Raw genomic sequence first — 19,458 nt, 5'->3', positions numbered from 1 at the left:
TCATCATCGCTTCAGGCGCGAACGCGGCCACCGAAGGCGCGGTGAGCCCAGGCTCGGTGAACCGTTCGCCCCTCGGCTCGCTACCTACCTTCAGACGGAGGAGGTGTGCGGATGGCGCGGCCCGAGGCGGGCAGCGACGAGGCGCTGTTGCGCTCGGTCGCCGCCGGCGACGCGTCCGCGCTGACCCGGCTCTACGAGCGGCACGCGGGCGCGCTGTTCGGCTACCTGTACCAGCTGGCCGGCGACCGGATGGCCGCCGAGGAGATCCTCCAGGACACGATGCTGGCGGTCTGGCGGTCGGCCGCCGCCTTCGAGGGCCGCTCGAAGGCGACCACATGGCTGTTCGGGGTCGCCCGCCGCCAGGCGCACAACCGGTTGCGCGGCCGGTCCGGCCCGGAGACCATCGGCGTCCCCCTGCCCGATCGGCCCGACCAGGGCGCCGGCCCCGACGAGGTGGCGATCGCGGCGGCGGGCGGCACACCGGTGGCCGCCGCCGTCGGCCGGCTGCCCGACCACCACCGCGACGTGATCGCCCTGGTGTTCGTGGCCGGCCTGCCGCTCGCCGACGTCGCCGAGGTGCTCGCGATTCCCGTCGGCACGGTGAAGAGCCGGCTGCATCACGCCCGGGCCGCCGTCGCCGCCGCGCTCACCGCTCAGGAGGTGCCCGAATGAACGAGATGCTGCCCGCGTACGCCGCCGGCTCGCTGAGTGGTGCAGACCGTGACCGGGTCCGCGCACACCTGGCGGACTGCGCGCGCTGCCGCGCGGACCTCACCGCCTGGCGGGCGATTGCGGACGCCGTTGCCCCGGTCGACGCGGCCCCGGTCGACGCGGCCCCGGTCGACGCGGCACCGGACGCCGCGGCACCGGACGCCGCGGCACCGGACGCCGCGCGGATGGTGCGGGCCGTGCTGATCCGGAGCGCGATCGAGGAGCCCGCCGGCCCACCGGGTGACGGTCCCTGGACGAGACGCCTGCGGTACGCCGCCGCGCTGGTCGTCGCCGAGGCCCGGCTGATCCGGCTGGCCGTGCCCGTCGCCTCGGCGCTGGTGATGGCGCTCGGCGTGGCCGTCGTCCTGGTTCAGACGACGGCCGCCGCGCGTCCCGAGACCGGCGCCGACATGGTGCTCGCGCTGGTCGCCCCGATCGTGGCTGCGGCGGGTGTCGCCGGCACGTACCGGTCACGACGCGACCCGGCCACCGAACTGGTCGCCGCCACCCCGACGGCGGGACCGCTGTTGCTGCTGGTACGCCTCGCGCTGGTGTTCGGGTACGACCTGGTGCTCGCGGTGGCGGCCTCCGCCGTGCTGGCCGCCGCCGCGCCGGACGGGGCGGCGAGCCTGCACGCGCTGATCGCCGCCTGGCTCGGTCCGATGGCGCTGCTGTCCTCGGTCAGCCTGCTGGTCGCCGTCCGGTTCGGTCCGGACGTCGCGCTCGGCGCAGCCGTCGGGCTGTGGGCGGTACGAGTGCTGGCGGGCGGCGTGCTCGTCCGCGACGACTGGCCGACGAGGTTCATCCTGGACGCCTGGTCCACGAACGCGGCGGTCCTTGCCGTGAGCGCCGTGTTCGGGGTCGCCGCCGTGGTGATGGCCGGGCGCATTGGTCCGTTCGGCGGTGAACCGCACGGCGGCCGGCGCGCTACCCATCAGACGTGAGACCAATGACGCTCTGGTGGTACGAGGCGCGCCGGGCGGGATGGGCGGCCCTGCTCGGTCCGCCGATCGCCGTCACACTGGGCGTCTCGGCCGCGTTCGCCAACCCGCAGCCGGGCGACACGACGACGGCCCGCATCCTGCTCGGCGCCCTGGAGATGGCGGTTCCGCTCGCCGCCGGTGTCGGCTGCGCCTCGCTGGTGGGGCGGGATCCCGCCGTGGAACTGCAGCTCGCCGCGCCCACGCCGTACCGCGTCACGCTGCTGCGGCGCATGGCGGTGACGCTGGCATGGGCCGCGATGGTCGCCGGGCTGACTGCGGCCGTACTGATCGCGACCGGCTGGTGGGCGCGCTGGCCGGCCAACCACGGGCCGTTCGCCGGGCAGCTCACCTGGGCGGCGCCGACCGTCGGCCTGGGCGCCGTGGGCTTCGCGGCCGGCGCCGTGTTCCGCAGCCCGGCGGCGGCCGGTGCGCTGGTCACCACGCTCTGGACGATCCAGCAGTTCTTCGCCGAACCGGCGCAGCAGCACCTGCCGGGAAGGCTGCTCTACCTGTTCGCCACGACCCGCGGCGCGGTGCCCGGCGACTGGACCGGGAACCGGCTGGCGCTGCTCGGCACGGCGGCCACGCTCGTCGCGCTGACGCTGGTCCTGCTGGCGCGCTCGGAACGGCTCATAGGCGAGGAGGAAGAATGACCGGCCAGACCGCGAGCACGCTCGGCGCGAGCCTGAGGTACGAGTTCCGCATGCAGTTCCGCAAACGGTCGGTATGGATCGTGCCCGCGCTGACCGTCGCGCTGTTCCTGCTGATCGGCGGCAGCCTGCTGCGTGACCTGTTCGACCCCGGCGAGCGGCCGGCCGAGGCCAGGTCCGCCGTCGTCGGCCTGGCGGTCCAGGTGCACGCGCTGTTGTCGATCGGGTACGGCTGCCTGCTCGCCGATCGGCTCATCCGTGACGACGGGCTGCGCGTGGCGCCGATCCTGGACGCCACGCCCGCGCGGCCGGGTGCCCGGCTCGCCGGCAAGTACCTCGGTGCGGGGGCCGCGACGGCCGTACCGATCCTGGCGGTGTACTTCGGCCTCGCCGCGGCGTACGCGGTGCACACCGGCGCCCCGCACGCGCTCGGCTGGGCGCTGGCCACCTGCGCCGTGGTGATCGTGCCGGGTCTGCTGTTCGTCGCCGCCTTCGCGCTGACGGTGCCCCTGATCATGCCCGCTCCGCTGTTCCGCGTGATCTTCGTCGGCTACTGGCTCTGGGGCAACGTGGTCGCGCCGGACATGATGCCGACGCTCGCGCGGACCCTCATCCACCCGCTCGGCGGCTACCCGCTCGACGCGCTGCTCGACTTCCACGGCATCGACGGCGACGACACCCTGGCCGGCCCGGTGCCCGGCGCCACGCTGAACGTCCTGCGGCCGGACCCGACGCCGGCGACCGCCTGGCTGTCCATCGCGGTGCTGCTGGTGCTCGCGGCCGCCGCGCTCGCCGGGGGCCACGCGGTACGAGCCCGCCGAGCCTGACGCCACCCGAACGACGACGAACAGAGGACACCGATGCGGATCGAGATCTCCGGCCTGACGAAGACGTACCGTGGCGGGGTGGCCGCCCTCGACGGCCTGGACCTGGTCGTGCCCACCGGCATGTTCGGGCTGCTCGGCGCGAACGGCGCCGGCAAGACCACGCTGATGCGCATCCTCGCCGGCTTGGTCCAGCCGACGTCCGGCCGGGTCACCGTGGGCGGGCACGACCTGAGCACGGGCGCCGGGCGCACGGCCGTGCAGCGCGGCCTCGGCTACCTGCCGCAGGACCTCGGCGTCTACCCCGACCTGACGGCACGCCAGTTCCTGGACTATCTCGCGCTGCTCAAGGGCATGGACGACCGTACGGCGCGCCGGCGGCGCATCGGGGAACTGCTCGAGGTGGTCGCTCTCACGGGGGACGCCGACCGCCGGCTGCGCGGCTTCTCCGGCGGGATGCGGCAACGGGTCGGCATCGCTCAGGCGTTGCTCGCCGACCCGCAACTGCTGATCGTGGACGAGCCGACCGCGGGACTCGACCCGGAGGAGCGGATCCGCTTCCGCACCTTGCTGGCCCAGTTCGCCGGCCGGCGCACCGTGCTGCTGAGCACGCACATCGTCGACGACGTCGCGCAGACCTGCCGCGAGGTGGCGGTGCTCTCCCGGGGCCGGCTCATCTTCCGCGGCACGGTCGAGGAGCTGACCCACCGCGCGCGGGGCCGGGTGTGGTCGGTCGTCACCGACGGGCCGCCGCCGGCCGAAGGCACGGTCGTGTCCGCACTGCCCCACGAGGGCGGCATGCGGTACCGGGTCGTGGCGCCCGCGTCGCCGGCGCCGCAGGCGCGGCCGGTGGAGCCCGCCTTGGAGGACGGGTACCTCGCGCTGACCGCCCGGTGAACCTCGCACTACGTCGCCACTTCACTGTCGGAATCGTCTGGGGCGGCAGCCGGCCGGGGACTGGTGATGGCGAGTGCCGCGTCGACAAGTGCGGAGGTCAGTGCGGGGAGCTGGTCCGGGGATTCGGACAGCAGGAACAGCCAGGCGAAGATGGGGCCGACCAGCAGGGCGTTGAGGACGGCCGGGTCGGGGCCGGTGGTGAGCTCGCCGCGTGCGACCGCGCGGTCCAGGATCTCGGTGAGGGTCCGGCGCTGGGCGTCGAGGTACTTCGCGTCGAACCGGTCAAGCAGCGCGGGGTCGGCGTGGATATCGGCCAGCAGGCCGGGGACCGTCCCCGGCGGGGGTGAGGCCATGCTGTCCGCGATCTCGGCGAGCACGGCGGCCAGGTCGGCGCGGAGCGATCCGCGGTCGGGCGCCACGGCCAGGAACTGGCCCTGCACGAGGACGTCAAAGATCATCTCTTGCTTGGTGGCGTGGCGCCGGTAGATCGCCGCCTTGCCCACGCCGGCACGCGCGGCCACCTCCCCCATCGTGAGCCGGGCGTACCCCACCTCGGCCAGCAGGTCCAGCACGGCGGAGGCGATGGCGCCATCGACGCGACCGTCCCGGGGACGGCCTCCCTGGTTTCGGGCTTGCTTTCGAGCGGACATGCGCCCATCATACGGAACCATAAGTATCGAAACCAATGGTTCCGAAACTAGTGGTTTCGCCGACGATGGCCCGGAAGGAATGACAGATGCGAATCCCCAAAGCCGCCCACACCGCACAGCCGTGGCGGATCCACGAGTTCACCCGCGACTTCCGGATCGAGGACGTGTGGTCCTTCCGTGCCCCCGGCGCCGGACCCGACGACTTCCCCGTGATGCTCGACGCGCTGAAGGCGGCCTATGACACTCGCAAGGAACCCGCCGCGACCCGGTTCCTGTTCGCGGTGCGCTGGAAGCTCGGCGCCCTGCTCGGCTGGGACAACCCCCAGGCGGGTCTGGGCAGGCGCGTTGTCTCGCTGCGCGACCGCCTCCCGTGCGACCTCGCGCAGACCGCGAACGACGCCACCCCCTGCACCGACCCGTTCACCGAGGTGTACCAGCTCGGCAACGAGGCCGCCCGCGAGTTGGCCAACAAGACCGTCCACGACATCATGCACCTGGGCTGGGTGCCGACCGGCGACGGCGGATACGAACTGCGCATGGCAGCCCTGGTCAAACCGAACGGGCTGTTCGGACGACTCTACATGGCCTTCATCGCACCGTTCCGCTACCTGATCATCTACCCGGCACTGACCCGCCAATGGGAACGGGCCTGGCAAGACCGCACCCGCCTGCTCACCAAGGCCGCGACCTACGGGGTGGGTAACGGATAGGTGGCGATATGGGGGTTTACCCCCTCCCGCCTCGGAGGGCGCCGGAGGCAGGCTCGTTGAAAGCCGAGCTTTACGCACCCGGCGTCAACCGAAGGTCCGAACCATGTGCCAGCACCAGCCAGCCTGCCCGTCCGCCAGCGCTCCCGACCACGACGCGGCCCGCCTCGTCGCCTACCACCCCGAACAGGGGTGGGGCCTGCTCTGCAACGGGGTCGTGATCTTCGATGACAGCGGCGAACTGCTGCCCGACGGCCGGGCCGTTCCGGCTCCCCGGGCCGCCGAGCCCGTGGGCGTCGCATAGAAGACTTTTCGCTCAATGCCCTTGATCGATATGACCGGCGACAACCCAAGGGGGATGGACGTTGTTGACTGATCCTTTCCATGCCGAGGCGGAGACCTTCCCTATGGAGCCGCTCGAGGCCGGCAGGGCGACGTTCGGAACGGAGCGTTTTCCGCTCTGGGGCGAGGTCGCCACGCTGATGGTGACCGACCCCGATCGGCTCAGCGCCGCGCGGCGGGCCGTCGACCAGGTGATCGCCGACATCGACGCCGCCTGCGGCGTGCACCGCGAGGATTCCGATCTTGCCCGGGTCCACGCGGGGGCCGGCCGGCCCGTCCCGGTGGGCGCCACGTTGCACGCGTTGCTCTGGACGGCCCTGCACGCGGCGGAGGTGACCGGGGGCCTGGCCGATCCCATCGCGAGCGGCCCGCGCGGAGCCTGGCGGTCGATCGTGATCGACGAGCCGCAGGGCACCGTGACGCTGCCTCCGGGGACGGCCCTGGACCTGTGGCCCATGGCGACGGCGTTCGCCGCCGACCGGGCCGCGGAGCTCGCCACCGGCCAGGCAGGATGCGGGGTCCTGGTGTCCATTGCCCGGAATGTCGCGGTGGCCGGACCGGTTCCGACCACGGGCTGGCCGGCGCGAGCGACCAACGGCCACCGCGAGGTCGCGTTCAGCCAGGACGTCGTACTGCGAGTCCCGGGCGGCCTGGCCACCCGGAATCTGACCGCGCCGCAGCGCACGCCGGCGGGCGGACGGGGCGTCCCGCACGCCGTCGACCCGCGCCCGGGCCACCATGCGCGCGGCCCCTGGCGCTCGGTCTCGGTCACGGCCGGGAGCTGCGTCGACGCCGGCACGGCCGGGACGGCCGCGCTCGCCTCCGGACATGACGCCGTCGACTGGCTGAGGTCCGTGGGGCTGCCGGCCCGCCTTGTGCACGCAGACGGCTGGGTGCACACGGTCGGGAACTGGCCCGCGGATCCCGCCTCGCCGGCCTGAGAGCCCCGCGCGGTCGCCACACGCTCGATCCTCGGCTGGGCCGCCCGCCGGCCAATTGCTCAGCCGAGTGACTCTCCCCCGTCCTCGAGCGCGTAGGCGACCGCGCGGTCCAGTTCGAGCCGCGCCCCGGCGTGGTGGGTCGTGGCGTACGCCTGGGGTCCCAGTACCCGGCGCGCCGCGGCCTCGCAGTCCCGGTGCGAGTCCGCGAGGATCTGCAACTCGACCGGCGGGGTGTCGAGGGTCTGCCACAGCCGCCCGGTCGCGCCCATCAGCCGCGCCGACCGTTCGTGCCGCCCGTTCATGCAGGCGGTCCAGGCAAGGGCCTCCAGGCACATGAGCAGGCCCCAGCGGTCGCTGGCGATGCCGAGGGTCCGGACCGCCCGGCGCATCCTGACCTCGCACGTGCCCGAATCGCCCTGCCGCCAGGCGGCGAACCCCAGCGCGAGCAGCGCGTACGCCTGGAAGAGCGGGGCTTCATGGGCCTCGGTCAGGGCGAGGAGCTCCCTGCCGAGGGCGGCGGACACCTCCGGGCTCTCGGTCACGCCGACCGACGCCGAGTAGTACAGGTTGATCCCGACGGCGGGAAGATCCCCGACGGCCTGGAGGCGGGCCCGCGCCTCCCGCATCAGCTCGAACCCGCGCCTGCTGTCCCCCGTCGCCAGCGCGATCATGCCGGAGGTCTCGACGGCGAACGCGGAGGCCGTCGCGTCCCCGGTCCGTTCCGCGAGCGTCCGGCACTCGTCCGCCCGCTGCGTCGCCGCAGGGAGATCGTCCTGGTGGAGGGCGAACAGGGCGGCGGCCCAGAGGGCCTTCGCGCGGGTGGTGCCGGTCTGCGGCCCCAGCGCCAGGCCGCGTTCCGCCCAGTACCGTCCCTCGCTGATCGCGCCGCTGAGGAGGAAGTGCCCCCACAGCGCGAACGCGATCTCCAGCCCCGCCGAGGGGTCGCCGCGCTTGAAGCACAGGTCGAGCGCCACGCGCAGGTTGGGAAGCTCCGTCCGAACCGTCCGGATGCGGTCGAGCTGGTTCGGCGCCAGCGCGTCGATCCGGTTTCCGGTGGCCAGGCGCAGGTAGTGGTCGCGATAGCGCTCGTACAGGGCCTGCTCGTCGTACGGTGCCCGCTCGCCGCCCGATGCCCGCTCGGCGCCGTACGTCAGCTGCTCGCGGCCGTAGGCCCGGATGCTGTCCAGCATGCTGAAGCGGACCTCGTGATCACTTCGTTCCGTGGACAGGATGGACTTGTCGAGCAGCCCGGTGAGCAGCTCGAACACGTCCTCGGGCGCGATCCCGCCGCCCGCGCACACCGCCTCGGCGGTGTCCAGGTCCACCCCGCCGGGGAAGATCGACAGCCGCGCCCACATGAGCCGTTCCCCGGGCGAGCACAGCCCGTAGCTCCAGTCCATGGTCGCGCGCAGTGTCTCGTGGTGCGGCGGCGCCGAGCCTCCGACCTGGGACGGGTCACGCCGCGCCAGCACATCGAAGCGATCATCGAGCTTGCGCACGAGCTCGTCCAGGGGCATCGTGCGCAGCCGCGCCGCAGCCAGCTCGATGGCCAGCGGGAGGCCCTCCAGGCGCTGGGACAGCCGGGCGACGGCGGGGGCGTTCGCCGCGTCCACGACGAATCCCGGCCGCACCTCGGCCGCCCGTTCGGCGAACAGGCGCACCGCTTCGCTCCGCGCGATGTCGCCGACGGTCGCACCGGCCGGCGGGACGGGGAGCTCGGGCACGGCCAGGACGTGCTCGCCCGGCACACCCAGCCGCTGCCGGCTGGTGACGAGGATCCGCAGCCGCGGGGCGCCGTGCAGCAGCCGGTCCACCAGGTCGGCGCACGCCTCCAGCAGGTGCTCGCAGTTGTCTAGGATGAGCAGCATGCGCTTGTCGGCCAGATGGTGCACCAGGACGGGCATGGCCTGCCGGCCGCTGTGGCGGAGCCGGAGGGCCGATGCGACGGCCGATTCGAGGAGGGCGCCGTCCTCCAGGGTGGCCAGCTCCACGAACTCCACCCCACCGGGGAACCACCCCCGCAGGGTGCGCGCGGCCCGCCGGGCCAGCCGGGTCTTGCCGACCCCGCCCGCACCGGTCAGCGTCAGCAGCCGCGCCTTCGGCAACATCCGGCGCAGTTCGGCCATCTCCGGCCCGCGCCCGATGAGCTCGGACAGGCCGACCGGCCGTCCGTTCGCCATCATTTCGTTATAAGCAGTCATTTCGGCTCATCGCCCTCGGCTGATCACCCTCGGCTCATCGGCTCGTTTCCTCAGTCGCACGTTCGCTCATCACACCCTCGGACCATCACTCGCGTGGCGCCTCGTCCCCTGGGCGTCCGGGGGGCCGCCGCGCCTTCCGAGTCTTCGCCTGCCGGCTCTGGGAGGCGGAACGGGGAGATTCATCCTGGGAGGGCCGGTCTCCCACCCACGCGGCGATCTGGGCGCGGGAACGAAAACCGAGCTTGTTCATGATGTGTTCGATGTGACCCTCGACGGTGCGCTGCGCGATCACCGCCGCCGCCGCGATCTCCTTGTTGCTCATCCCCCGCGCGACCAGCCCGGCGATCTCGGTCTCCCGCGGGGTCAGCGGTGAGGGGGCCGCGCCCGGCCTGGATCCGGCGCCCGGCCGTGTCGCGGCGGCCGCCGCCGTCCGTTCCTCCAGGGCGTAGGCGAGCGCGTCGTCGTACGGCAGACCCGCGCCCCACTGGAGGTCCTCGTCGAACGCCGCCGGGCCGAGGGCCTCGCGGGTCCGGGCCTCGCACTCGTCGTGGAAGTGCACCAGGTGCCCGTATCCGGACAGCGGAGCGCCGATCGCCTTCCAGGCGGTCTCCACGATCCCCAGCAGCCGGGCCGCCCTCGGGTACTGCTCCTCGGTGGCCGCGATCCAGGCCAGTACCTCCAGGTTCACCCCGATGCCGAGCGGGTCGTCGAGGGAGCGGTTGAACCGCAGGCTCTCCTGCTCCATCTCGGTCGCGCGCCGCACGTCGCCCTGCCGCCAGATCTCGATCCCCAGGGCCATCTGGGCGTACGCCTTGTGCCAGCCCTCCCCGTGGGCCTCGCAGACGGCGATGCCCTCTTCGCCGACGGCGATGGCGCGCGCCGAGTCGCCGAGGAAGGAGTGGGCGAGGGAGAGCCGGATGAGCGCCAGCGCCAGGCCCACCGGGTCCCCGGTGGAGCGGTGGCGGGCCACGGCCTCCTCGTAGAGCGCGATCGCCTTTTCGGGCTCCTGCGCGTACATGGCGATCATCCCCGAGAACACGGCCACGTAGCCGAGGACCGACTCCAGCTCCAGTTCCTCGCCGATGGCCTTGCTCTCCTCCAGCATCTCCCCGGCCTTCGCCGGCTCGGCCTGGATGATGGCGAGCCAGCTGTCGGCCCACAGCGCCCGGGCCCGGACCTCGCCGCGTTCGGTACAGGTCGCCAGGGCACGGTCCAGCCAGCGGCGCCCCTCGACCAGGTAGTAACTGGTGATCCAGTGGTAGAGCAGGTCGGCGGCCATGCCCGCGCCGACCGGCGCGTCCTCCGGCCTGGCGAAGCAGTTGGCCAGCGCAGTACGCAGGTTGGCGTGCTCAAGCTGCAGCCGGGCGAGCCAGCCGACCTGGTCGGGGCCGAACAGCCGGCGGCGGGCCTCGGCCGCCAGCCGCCGGTAGTAGTCGCGGTGGCGCCGCACGAGCTCCTCCGACTGGCCGGAATCGGCGAGGCGCTCGCGGCCGTACTGGCGGATGGTCTCCAGCAGCCGGTACCGGACCGTGGCCGGGTGCTCCTCCCTGGTCAGGATCGACTTCTCCACCAGGCCGATGACCAGGTCGACGACGTCCTCCCGGGCGATCCCGTCGCCCGCGCAGACCGCCTCGGCCGCCTCCAGGTCAAGGCCGCCGCTGAAGACCGAGGCGCGCGCCCACAGCAGGCGTTCCTGCTCGGTGCACAGGGCATGGCTCCAGTCGATCAGCGCCCGCAGCGTCTGGTGGCGGGGCAGGACCGCCCGTGACCCGGTGGTCAGCAGCCGGAAACGGTCGTCCAGCCGGTCCAGCAGCTGCCAGACCGACAGCACCCGCAGCCGCACGGCCGCCAGCTCGATGCCCAACGGGAGGCCGTCGAGCCGCCGGCAGATCAGCTCCACCGCCTCCCGGTTGTCCTCGGTGAGTTCGAACTCGGGCAGGACGGCTTGGGCGCGCTCGGTGAACAGCTGCACCGCGTCCGAGGCCGCCGCGCCGTGGGACCCCGAGTCCGGCACCGGCAGCGTCGGCACGGGGAACGTCTGCTCGCCGGCGATTCCCAGCACATGCCGGCTGGTGGCCAGAATCCGCAGGTCAGGGGTGGCGCGCAGCAGCGTCTCCGCCAGGACGGCGCACTCGTGCAGCAGGTGCTCGCAGTTGTCCAGGACGAGCAGGGCCTGCCTGCCGGCCAGATGTTCGATCAGGACGTCCATCGGCGGCCGGTTCGAGTGATCCCGGATCTCCATGCTCTCCAGGACCGTCGGGACGAGCAGCTCCGGCTTTTCCAGATCGGCCAGCTGGACCAGCCACACGCCGTCGGCGAAGGACCGCTCCATGATCGTCGCGACCCGGATGGCGAGCCTGGTCTTGCCGACGCCCCCCACGCCCATCAGGGTCACCGTCCGCGAGGTGGAGAGCATGCGCCGGACCTCGGCAACCTCGTGCCGGCGTCCCACGAAACTCGTCACCTCGGCCGGGAGCCTGGACACCTGCCGCCGTCTCGAGGCGCTCGATGCCGCTACAGCCATACATGCCTCGCGCCACGATCACCACGCGTCTGGACCGCATCGAACACAGCCACTTTATGCCCTGGCACGCTCCGGTTGCACGTGCATGAGCTGGAAAACGCCCTGGTCGGACCCCCATGCCCGCTGCGGGTCCATACCTACGTACGTGGAATGGGTATGCATACGGGGGTTCTCCCGGTCCCATGGGTATGGCTCGCCGGCGCATGCTTGAAGCGTCCAAAGAACCACGCCGTCCACGGCGAGGATCGAGGTACGAGAGCCATGTGTCAGCATCAGCCCGAATGCCCGGCAGCACACGCGCCTGATCATGACGCGGCCCGGCTCGTGGCGTTCCACCCGGAGCAGGGATGGGGCCTGCTCTGCAACGGCATCGTGATCTTCGAGGACGGCGGCGAACTGCTGCCCGACGGACGCAGCGTCCCCGTCCAGCGCGCCGGCCGTAGCTACGCGAAGGCCGCCTGACAGACCCCGGAAGCACGGGACGCGACCAAGGAGAGTCACGCGATGCAAAGGATCCAGATCACCAAGCGGCCGAAGCGGCCCGCCGAGGTCGAGCTCGACCGGCGGACCCCCTCGGGACGGATGTTGCCGTACTGAGCGGCGGATCCTGAGCGGGCGGATCCTGAGCGTCCACCAGAACCGGGCCTCCGTTCGGCCTGCGGCGAGCACCGATCGGAGGCCTCCAAAGCCACTCTCCCCGACGAGACACCGGGGCCGTCAGGTCACCGCTGGTGACGGTCCCGGTGTCTCGCCCCCCATGACCGGCCGGGCGGCCCTGCCCCCTGTCCCCCGTTCCCCCCGGGGCCGCCCGCCGTCAGACCTCGCCGGTGGAAGCGCCGTCGCCGTCCAGGGCCCGGTCCAGCTGTCCGATATAGACCGCGATCTGGGTACGGGACTTGAAGCCGAGTTTGTTCATGATGTGCTCGATGTGGCCCTCGGCGGTCCGCCTGGAGATCACCAGTGCCGCCGCGATCTCCTTGTTGGTCAGCCCCTGTGCGACGAGGCGGGCGGTCTCAAGCTCCCGGGGCGTCAGCGGCGACTCCGCGACGGCCGTCCCGGACGTCTCGTCCACCGGCGCCTTCTCCCCCAGGGCCACCGCCACCGCCTGCCGCAGGTCGAGCCCGGCGCCCTTGGCCATGATCGAGTCGAACTTCCTGGCGCCGAGGCCGTCTCGCGCCCGCCGCTCGCAGTCCTCATGGAACGCCCGCAGGTAGTGGAACAGTGATCCGCCGACGGACCGCCACATGGGGCCGAGGGCTCCGAGCAGCAGGGCGGCACGTTCGCAGTCGTCCTCGCCGGCCGCGATCCAGGCCAGGATCTCCACGCACAGCGCGGTGCCCAGCCCGTCGTTGAACGGCTCCTTGAGCCGGATGCTCTCGTGCTCCAGCTCGATCGCCCGCGCCGGGTCACCCTGCCGCCACACCTCCAGCCCGTAGACGCACTTGGCGTACGAGGTGAACCAGTTCTCGCTCCGCGCCTCGCACCTGCGCAGGCATTCCTCGAACAACGTGACGGCCGTGTCGGAATCGCCGAGGAACGAATGGGCGATGGCCAGGTACATCATCGAGTTGACGACGCCCATCTCGTCGCCGATCTCGCCGTACCAGTCGTACGTCGCCTCGGCGAGCAGCTTCAGGGCCTCCGGCAGCCTCCCCTGGAACAGGGCGGCCAATCCCGACACATATCGGACCTGCGCGATGATCGATCCGTCGCCGAGCCGCTCGGCCAGGACGCGGCTCTCCTTCAGCCCCGACTCCGCCGCGGCGAAGTCGTTCTGCAGGATCGCCAGCCTGGTCAGCATGCACAGGGCCAGGGCACGGACGTCGTCGGGGGCGGCCTGCGAGGAGGCGAGCCCGCGCTCCACCCAGGTCCGCCCCTCGCGCAGGAAACCCGCCGCGATCCAGTAGTAGCGCAGCGCCGTGGTCATGATCAGGGCCTGTGCGTGCTCGCCCGGCGTGGCGAAGCAGAAGTCGAGGGCGGTGCGCAGGTTGCCGTGCTCGCTGCGCAGCCGCTCGAACCAGGTCACCTGGTCGGGGCCGAACCACTCCTCCTGGGCATGAACGGCCAGGTCCCGGTAGTAGTCGCGATGCCTGCCCCGGAGCCTGTCCTCGTCCCCGGACTCCCGGAGCCGGTCGAGGCCGTACTGGCGGATGGTCTCCAGCAGGCGGTACCGGACGCCGCCCGCCTGCTCCTCCCGGGTGAAGACCGACTTGTCCACCAGCCCGGCCACCAGGTCGATGATCTCGTCGCGGTCGATGCCGTCACCGGCGCAGACCGCCTCGGCCGCGTCCAGGTCGAGGCCGTCCGCGAACACCGAGGCCCGCGCCCACAGCAGGCGTTCCTGCTCGGTGCACAGAGTGTGGCTCCAGTCGATCAGCGCCCGCAGCGTCTGGTGGCGGGGCATGACCGTCCGCGACCCGGCCGACAGCAGGCGGAACCGGTCGTCGAGCCGGTCGTTCAGCTGTTCGATGGACAGCACCCGGAGCCGCACGGCGGCCAGTTCGATGCCGAGCGGGATGCCGTCGAGGCGGCGGACGATGCGTTCGACCACGCCGCGGTTGGCGTCGTTCAGCGTGAAGCCGGGCAGCACCGCGACCGCCCGGTCGGTGAACAGCTGCACCGCGTCCGCCCCGGCGAGCACGTCTGCCGGGTCCTGCCTCCCGGAGTCCGGCAGCGGCATCGGCGGCACGCCCATCGTCTGCTCGCCCACGATGCCGAGCGCCTGCCTGCTGGTGGCGAGGATGCGCAGGTCGGGCGCGGCGCGCAGCAGCTCCCCGGCCAGCATGGCGGTCTCACCGAGCAGGTGCTCGCAGTTGTCCAAGATCAGCAGCGCCCGCCTGCCCTGCAGATGGTCGACGAGCACCCGTATCGGCGACCGGGACGTGCGGTCCTGGATCTCCAGGGTGTCGATCACGGTCTGGACCAGCAGCTCCGGGTTCTGCAGGGCGGCGAGTTCGACCAGCCACACCCCGTCCGGGAACGCCCGCTGCACGTCGGCCGCCACCCGCGAGGCCAGCCTGGTCTTGCCGACGCCGCCCGGGCCGGTGAGCGTCACCATCCGGGATCTGGTCAGCATCTGGCGGACGTCGGCGATCTCGCGCCGGCGCCCGACGAAGCTCGTCACCTCGGCCGGTAGACGCCCTGGCCGACGCGTGCTGGAAGTCGCCGTAGTCATACACGCCTCACGCCGGCCCCGGTTCGCGGGTCACCGTGCGCGAACTCGTACGGCCGACAAAATCCAGGTTATGCCCCGCCGTTTCCGGTCGCACACCTCATCGATGCCGAGTCGCACGGCACTTTCTGCCGTCTTTGCCGACAATCCGCTCAGCCACGGGGCGGCTGGGGGCACGTTCAGGAGATCGGCGGGCGTCCGATCCCCTGGGACTCAGCGGCTCAGTGTGGTCTCCCGATCCACGCGCGCCAGCTTCTCCGGATTGCGTACGACGTAGAGGCCGGTGATCAAGCCGTCCTCGATCCGCATCGCCACGATGCCCTCGACTTCCCCGTCGAGCCGCAGGAGCAGGGCCGGGCCGCCGTTGACCTGGACCGGTTCGACCGATACCGCACCGTCGGCCGCGTTCAAACCGGCGGCGAAGAGACGCACCACCTTGCCGGCCCCCACGATGGGCCGCGGGATGGCCTGCTTGACGCCGCCACCGTCGCCCAGGGCGACGACGTCCGGCGCGAGGATGTCGAACAGGCTCTGCAGGTCGCCCGTATCGACCGCCCGCTGGAAGGCCTGGAGCGCGGCCCGGGTCTCGCCTGGGGAGGCGATGCCGCGCGGTCGTCGCTCGGCGACGTGCGCCCGTGCCCGGTGGGCGATCTGGCGGACCGTGGCCGGGCTCTTGTCCACGGCTTCTGCGATCTCGTCATACCCGAGTTCGAACACCTCGCGCAGCACGAACACCGCCCGTTCGGTCGGCCCGAGGGTCTCCAGCACCAGCATCATGGACATCGAGACGCTCTCGGCCAGCTCGACGTCCTCGGCGACATCCGGCGCGGTCAACAGCGGCTCGGGCAACCAGGGGCCGACGTAGGACTCCTTGCGCCGGGCGAGCGTCCGCAGCCGGTCGAGCGCTTGGCGAGTGGCGATCCGCACCAGGTATGCGCGCTGGTCCCGCACCGTGGCCAGATCGACGCCCACCCACCGCAGCCAGGTCTCCTGCAGCACGTCTTCGGCGTCTGCGGCCGAACCGAGCATCTCGTAGGCAACGGTGAAAAGCAGGTTTCGGTGAGCGACGAACGCCTCGGTGGCGGAGTCCATGCGGCCGCCACCGGCAAGCGGCTCGGTCGTGCCCGTTGTTCGCTCGCTCATGCCTGGCTCCTGCCTCTTCGCCGTCAACGCGCTCACGCACAAGACGCCGGTGCCCACGGCTTTGTGACATCCGCAGTCGGTGGTGCACGTCACATGACCGCACTGTCACAGGGATCGGATCGGCCGCGTCTCGTGGTCGTCAGCGCCGCGCGAACGATCCGCCCGGCACGCAACTCCACGAGTGAGGACGAAGTCATGGCAACCACGAAGGCGCAGGCCCCGCCGGCCGCCTCGCGCCGCTGGGCCGCGCTGCTCTTCATCGGGCTGGGCCAGCTCATGATCATCCTGGACGTCACCGTCGTGAACATCGCGCTGCCGTCGCTCCAGCGGGATCTGGGGATCTCCGACGGCGACCGGCAGTGGATCATCACCGCGTACACGCTGGCGTTCGGCAGCCTGCTGCTGCTCGGCGGCCGGATCGCCGACTACACCGGCCGCAAGCGGACCTTCCTGATCGCGCTGCTCGGCTTCGCCGCCGCGTCGACACTCGGCGGCGCGGCGACCAACTTCGAGACGTTGCTGACCGCCCGCGCCCTCCAGGGCGCGTTCGGTGCCCTGCTCGGGCCGTCCGCGCTGTCGCTGCTGACCGTGACGTTCACCCACCCGAAGGACCGTGCCAAGGCGTTCGGGATCTGGGGCGGCATCGCTGCCGCCGGCGGTGCGATCGGGCTGCTGATCGGCGGTGCGCTGACCGAATACCTGGACTGGCGCTGGTGCATGTACGTCAACATCCCGATCGCCCTGATCGCGGCGATCGGCGGGTACGCGGTGCTGACCGAGTCGCGGAGCGAGGGCAAGGCCCGGTTCGACATCCCCGGCGTGCTGCTGGTGACCAGCGGGCTGGTCGCGATCGTGTACGGCACGAGCCAGGCCGAGTCCGACGGCTGGGGCTCGGTGACGGTCATCGGCCTGCTGGCCGCCGGCGCGGTGCTGCTCGCCGCGTTCACCTTCGTCGAGAGCCGGGTGTCGCAGCCGCTGTTGCCGCTGCGCGTGATCGCCGACCGCAACCGCGGTGGCGCCTACCTGGCCGTGGGACTGGCCGTCATCGGAATGTTCGGCGCGTTCCTCTTCATGACCTACTACATGCAGGTCGTCATGGGATACTCGCCGGTCAAGACGGGCGTGGCGTTCCTCCCGATGACCACGGCGGTCCTGCTGTCGGCCGGCGGGCTCACGACCCGGCTGCTGCCCAAGGTCCCACCGCGGGTGCTGATCGTGCCCGGCATGCTCATCAGCTCCTTGGGCATGGCGTGGATGCTCACTCTGGAGGCCGACACCACCTACGCGAGCGGCGTGCTGGTCGCGCAGCTCCTGCTCGGCTTCGGGGCTGGCATGATCATGCCGGTGGCCCTCAACTGCGCCACGCACGGCGTCGATGAGAACGACTCGGGCATCGCCTCGGCCAGCTTCAACACCGCGCAGCAGATCGGCAGCTCGATCGGCACCGCGCTGCTCAACACCATCGCCACCAGCGCGACCGTGGACTACCTGGCCTCGCACGCCTCGCAGGGCAGGAGCCCGGCCATCGCCAGGCAGGCGGTGGTGGAAGGCTTCGCGGCCGCCAGCGCCTGGGCCGCGGGAATCATCGTGGTCGGCGCGCTGATCGTCGCCGCCCTGATGAACGCCTCACGCCCCGGGACCCAGCCCGTCGCCGAAGAGGACACCGGAGACGCCGAAAGCACCGAACCGCTGCTCGCACACTCCTGATCCCCCGCGAATGAAATGGCCTTGCGGCACCCTCTACGTCCGCTAATTGGTCGACCACTCACGTTCATCGGATAACTCACGTCCCACCGACAGGATCCAACCGTCGGTGGGACGTTTGTCGTCCCAGGGAGCGAAAGCCGATCGGGGGATCGGCGAAGTACCCCGTGAACGACGCAGTCAAGGAGAGGGGTGGAGTTTGTCCACAGATCTTGAGGACACGGGCGAGCTCACGCTTCCCGAAGATCTTGAGGCGTTCCCGGCCGTCTACGACCGGTACTTCGACCAGATCTACGCCTACGTGGCGGGGCGCCTGGACTCCCAGGCCGCCGACGATCTCGTTGCGGAGGTGTTCACCGAGGCGTTCCGGTGCAGGGAACGGTTCGACCCGGAGCGCGGAAACCTCAGGTCGTGGCTGTTCGGAATCGCGACGAATCTGGTGGCACGGCATCGGCGGGCCGAGGCGCGGCACTACCGGGCGCTGGCACGAGCCGCACCGGAGCCGGACACCGACAGTCATGAGGGCCGGGTCGTCGCGTCGGTGAGCGCGCAGCGCCTGCAACCGGCGCTGGCCAAGGCCCTTGCCGGACTCACCGCGAAGGAACGCGACGTCGTGCTGCTCGCGGCACTGGCCGAGCTCAGCCATGAGGAGATCGCCGCAGCGCTCGACATCCCTTACGGGACCGTCGGCTCCCGGCTCAGCCGAGCCAGGGGGAAACTCCGTACCGCATTGGAAGGCACCGAACGATGAACGAACTCCAGTCACTGAAGGAGCTACTGGCCAAGCCGAGAGCCGCGCAGGAGGTCCGCGATGACGGAAGGCACCGGCTCCAGCGCACGATCCACGGCCATGGCCCGGTGACCCGGCGCCGGCGCACACCGTGGCTGGCAGGAGCGCTCGGCCTGACCGCCGCCGTGACCATCGTGATCGCCAATCTCGGCACACCGGCCCCGCATGAGCCCAACAGCCCGCCGACCACGAGCACCCCGCGGCAGGTCGTGCTCTCCGCGGACGCGGTCCTGCTCGCCGCCGCCTCCTCGGCACGCAACCAGCCGGCGAACGGGGCGTACTACCGGATCGCAACGACTATGAGCTCGAACAAGGTCCGGGTCCCCGGCAAGGGCTACTGGATCCAGAGGTCCGTGGCCAAGGAGGTATGGATCTCACCTGCGGATGAGAGCTGGGTGATCTTCCAGGATCTGGGCTGGGCGCCTGCCACCGACACCGACCGCGCCGCCTGGAAGGCCGACGGCTCCCCGGCTTCATGGCGCCTCAAGCTCCGCTCTGGCGCCTTCTGCAGGAAGGCCGAGAACAACGGGGCCGAAAACCTGTGCAAGGAACAGGTCGCCACCACCACGGCCGGTCCACGGAAAGCCGAACGGGGCACTCCGGGAATCAGGCGCCCGGGGATCGTCGGGAGTCTGGGCAACTATGAGATCACCATGGACCAGGTGCGGCGCCTGCCGGCCGACCCGAAGAAACTGCGCGCACAGATCAAACGCCGTCTCCCGGGCGCCGGAAAGATGCTCGACACCATCACCTACGAGGCCGGCACTGGCCTGATCCTGGAACTGCCGGTCTCGCCGGCGGTCATGGCGGCCGCCTACGAGATGCTGGCTGCGACGCCCGGCGTCCGTTCAGCGGGGGAAGTGACCGACTCCCTGGGACGCAAGGGCCACGCCGTCACCATGGGCGCCGACGGCAGCAAGAGCATCAGGAACAGAACCATCATCGATCCGTCCACCGGACTTCCGCTGGGCACGCAGACCTACCGGGCCAAGGACGGCGTCGTGCTGGGCTCCGAGACCGTCACGAAGATCGGCTGGACGAACGAGCAGCCCGACCTGCCCTGACACCGGCCCCGCCGTCCCGGCCCGTCACGGCCGGGACAGCGGACCTTCATCGAAATATGCTCAGAACTCATTCCAGATCTCTCCGTCAATCCGCAAGCGCGCGGAACGTCTGCGGCCACCCGGAAAATGAGTGGCTCGGCCGTCTGGCCGCGGGT

The 19,458-nt window shown here is 71.5% G+C and carries 17 protein-coding genes; 12 read left to right on the top strand and 5 right to left on the bottom strand.

The annotated features are described in order from the left end of the window. The first annotated feature begins 111 nt into the window (after positions 1–111). The 5 genes from F8566_RS13045 to F8566_RS13025 are packed head-to-tail and all read left to right on the top strand — an operon-like array spanning position 112 to position 4,065. On the top strand, positions 112–672 hold the full coding sequence (locus tag F8566_RS13045) for an RNA polymerase sigma factor (RefSeq protein WP_151560445.1): 561 nt from the start codon (positions 112–114) through the stop codon (positions 670–672). Then, a complete protein-coding gene (locus tag F8566_RS13040) occupies positions 669–1,655 on the top strand; it encodes a zf-HC2 domain-containing protein (RefSeq protein ID WP_151560444.1) in 987 nt (328 codons plus the stop codon). The genes F8566_RS13045 and F8566_RS13040 overlap by 4 nt, the downstream gene beginning before the upstream one ends. After that, on the top strand, positions 1,652–2,347 hold the full coding sequence (locus tag F8566_RS13035; protein WP_151560443.1) for a hypothetical protein: 696 nt from the start codon (positions 1,652–1,654) through the stop codon (positions 2,345–2,347). The genes F8566_RS13040 and F8566_RS13035 overlap by 4 nt, the downstream gene beginning before the upstream one ends. Further along, positions 2,344–3,171 carry a hypothetical protein gene (locus F8566_RS13030; RefSeq protein ID WP_151560442.1) on the top strand — a complete coding sequence of 276 codons (828 nt, stop codon included), beginning with the start codon at positions 2,344–2,346 and terminating at the stop codon, positions 3,169–3,171. The genes F8566_RS13035 and F8566_RS13030 overlap by 4 nt, the downstream gene beginning before the upstream one ends. Positions 3,172–3,204: 33 nt before the next feature. Further along, positions 3,205–4,065, top strand: a complete 861-nt coding sequence (locus F8566_RS13025) for an ABC transporter ATP-binding protein (protein ID WP_151560441.1) — start codon at positions 3,205–3,207, stop codon at positions 4,063–4,065. 8 nt (positions 4,066–4,073) lie between these two features. Here F8566_RS13025 and F8566_RS13020 read toward each other — a convergent pair whose 3' ends face one another. Beyond that, the gene (locus F8566_RS13020) at positions 4,074–4,715 is read right to left on the bottom strand and encodes a TetR/AcrR family transcriptional regulator (RefSeq protein WP_192809651.1); all 642 of its coding nucleotides are present in this window, start codon (positions 4,713–4,715) and stop codon (positions 4,074–4,076) included. 86 nt (positions 4,716–4,801) lie between these two features. Between F8566_RS13020 and F8566_RS13015 the strand changes: the two genes are divergently transcribed. The 3 genes from F8566_RS13015 to F8566_RS13005 all read left to right on the top strand — a co-directional run bounded on the left by F8566_RS13015 (position 4,802) and on the right by F8566_RS13005 (position 6,705). Then, positions 4,802–5,425: a DUF2867 domain-containing protein gene (locus F8566_RS13015; protein ID WP_151560439.1), complete on the top strand. Its 624-nt coding sequence runs from the start codon at positions 4,802–4,804 to the stop codon at positions 5,423–5,425. Between the two features lie 103 nt (positions 5,426–5,528). After that, positions 5,529–5,726 carry a DUF5999 family protein gene (locus F8566_RS13010; protein WP_151560438.1) on the top strand — a complete coding sequence of 66 codons (198 nt, stop codon included), beginning with the start codon at positions 5,529–5,531 and terminating at the stop codon, positions 5,724–5,726. 103 nt (positions 5,727–5,829) lie between these two features. Next, complete coding sequence (locus F8566_RS13005) at positions 5,830–6,705, top strand: FAD:protein FMN transferase (RefSeq protein ID WP_151560437.1); 876 nt, start codon at positions 5,830–5,832, stop codon at positions 6,703–6,705. 59 nt (positions 6,706–6,764) lie between these two features. Here the strand turns inward: F8566_RS13005 and F8566_RS13000 are convergent, their stop codons facing one another. Further along, a complete protein-coding gene (locus F8566_RS13000) occupies positions 6,765–8,906 on the bottom strand; it encodes an ATP-binding protein (RefSeq protein ID WP_151560436.1) in 2,142 nt (713 codons plus the stop codon). Between the two features lie 85 nt (positions 8,907–8,991). Further along, complete coding sequence (locus tag F8566_RS12995; RefSeq protein ID WP_225993119.1) at positions 8,992–11,358, bottom strand: ATP-binding protein; 2,367 nt, start codon at positions 11,356–11,358, stop codon at positions 8,992–8,994. A 333-nt stretch (positions 11,359–11,691) separates the two neighbouring features. Between F8566_RS12995 and F8566_RS12990 the strand changes: the two genes are divergently transcribed. Further along, a complete protein-coding gene (locus tag F8566_RS12990) occupies positions 11,692–11,892 on the top strand; it encodes a DUF5999 family protein (protein WP_151560434.1) in 201 nt (66 codons plus the stop codon). Between the two features lie 352 nt (positions 11,893–12,244). On the opposite strand, the gene F8566_RS12985 is transcribed toward F8566_RS12990, so the two are convergent. After that, positions 12,245–14,554, bottom strand: coding sequence for an ATP-binding protein (locus F8566_RS12985; protein ID WP_225993118.1), 2,310 nt, complete (start codon positions 14,552–14,554; stop codon positions 12,245–12,247). A gap of 261 nt (positions 14,555–14,815) precedes the next feature. After that, the gene (locus F8566_RS12980; RefSeq protein WP_151560432.1) at positions 14,816–15,745 is read right to left on the bottom strand and encodes an RNA polymerase sigma-70 factor; all 930 of its coding nucleotides are present in this window, start codon (positions 15,743–15,745) and stop codon (positions 14,816–14,818) included. 195 nt (positions 15,746–15,940) lie between these two features. Between F8566_RS12980 and F8566_RS12975 the strand changes: the two genes are divergently transcribed. From F8566_RS12975 to F8566_RS12965, 3 genes are all read left to right on the top strand, one after another. Then, positions 15,941–17,452: an MFS transporter gene (locus tag F8566_RS12975; RefSeq protein ID WP_151560431.1), complete on the top strand. Its 1,512-nt coding sequence runs from the start codon at positions 15,941–15,943 to the stop codon at positions 17,450–17,452. A gap of 196 nt (positions 17,453–17,648) precedes the next feature. Then, positions 17,649–18,200 carry an RNA polymerase sigma factor gene (locus F8566_RS12970; RefSeq protein ID WP_151560430.1) on the top strand — a complete coding sequence of 184 codons (552 nt, stop codon included), beginning with the start codon at positions 17,649–17,651 and terminating at the stop codon, positions 18,198–18,200. Continuing rightward, a complete protein-coding gene (locus F8566_RS12965) occupies positions 18,197–19,303 on the top strand; it encodes a CU044_5270 family protein (protein WP_151560429.1) in 1,107 nt (368 codons plus the stop codon). The genes F8566_RS12970 and F8566_RS12965 overlap by 4 nt, the downstream gene beginning before the upstream one ends. Positions 19,304–19,458: the final 155 nt, after the last annotated feature.

Source organism: Actinomadura rudentiformis, from assembly GCF_008923185.1.
In the GTDB taxonomy this organism is placed as follows: Bacteria; Actinomycetota; Actinomycetes; order Streptosporangiales; family Streptosporangiaceae; genus Spirillospora; species Spirillospora rudentiformis.
The sequence above is the reverse complement of the archived record's forward strand: the minus strand, read 5'-3'. Positions and strand labels throughout refer to the sequence as shown.

Excerpts from the sequence above, each read along its gene's own strand:
- F8566_RS12975 (WP_151560431.1), top strand. The coding sequence starts at position 15,941 with ATGGCAACCACGAAGGCGCAGGCCCCGCCGGCCGCCTCGCGCCGCTGG.
- F8566_RS12980 (WP_151560432.1), bottom strand. The coding sequence starts at position 15,745 with ATGAGCGAGCGAACAACGGGCACGACCGAGCCGCTTGCCGGTGGCGGC.
- F8566_RS13045 (WP_151560445.1), top strand. The coding sequence starts at position 112 with ATGGCGCGGCCCGAGGCGGGCAGCGACGAGGCGCTGTTGCGCTCGGTC.
- F8566_RS13010 (WP_151560438.1), top strand. The coding sequence starts at position 5,529 with ATGTGCCAGCACCAGCCAGCCTGCCCGTCCGCCAGCGCTCCCGACCAC.
- F8566_RS13005 (WP_151560437.1), top strand. The coding sequence starts at position 5,830 with ATGGAGCCGCTCGAGGCCGGCAGGGCGACGTTCGGAACGGAGCGTTTT.
- F8566_RS13025 (WP_151560441.1), top strand. The coding sequence starts at position 3,205 with ATGCGGATCGAGATCTCCGGCCTGACGAAGACGTACCGTGGCGGGGTG.
- F8566_RS12990 (WP_151560434.1), top strand. The coding sequence starts at position 11,692 with ATGTGTCAGCATCAGCCCGAATGCCCGGCAGCACACGCGCCTGATCAT.
- F8566_RS12965 (WP_151560429.1), top strand. The coding sequence starts at position 18,197 with ATGAACGAACTCCAGTCACTGAAGGAGCTACTGGCCAAGCCGAGAGCC.
- F8566_RS13030 (WP_151560442.1), top strand. The coding sequence starts at position 2,344 with ATGACCGGCCAGACCGCGAGCACGCTCGGCGCGAGCCTGAGGTACGAG.
- F8566_RS13000 (WP_151560436.1), bottom strand. The coding sequence starts at position 8,906 with ATGACTGCTTATAACGAAATGATGGCGAACGGACGGCCGGTCGGCCTG.
- F8566_RS13040 (WP_151560444.1), top strand. The coding sequence starts at position 669 with ATGAACGAGATGCTGCCCGCGTACGCCGCCGGCTCGCTGAGTGGTGCA.
- F8566_RS13020 (WP_192809651.1), bottom strand. The coding sequence starts at position 4,715 with ATGTCCGCTCGAAAGCAAGCCCGAAACCAGGGAGGCCGTCCCCGGGAC.
- F8566_RS13015 (WP_151560439.1), top strand. The coding sequence starts at position 4,802 with ATGCGAATCCCCAAAGCCGCCCACACCGCACAGCCGTGGCGGATCCAC.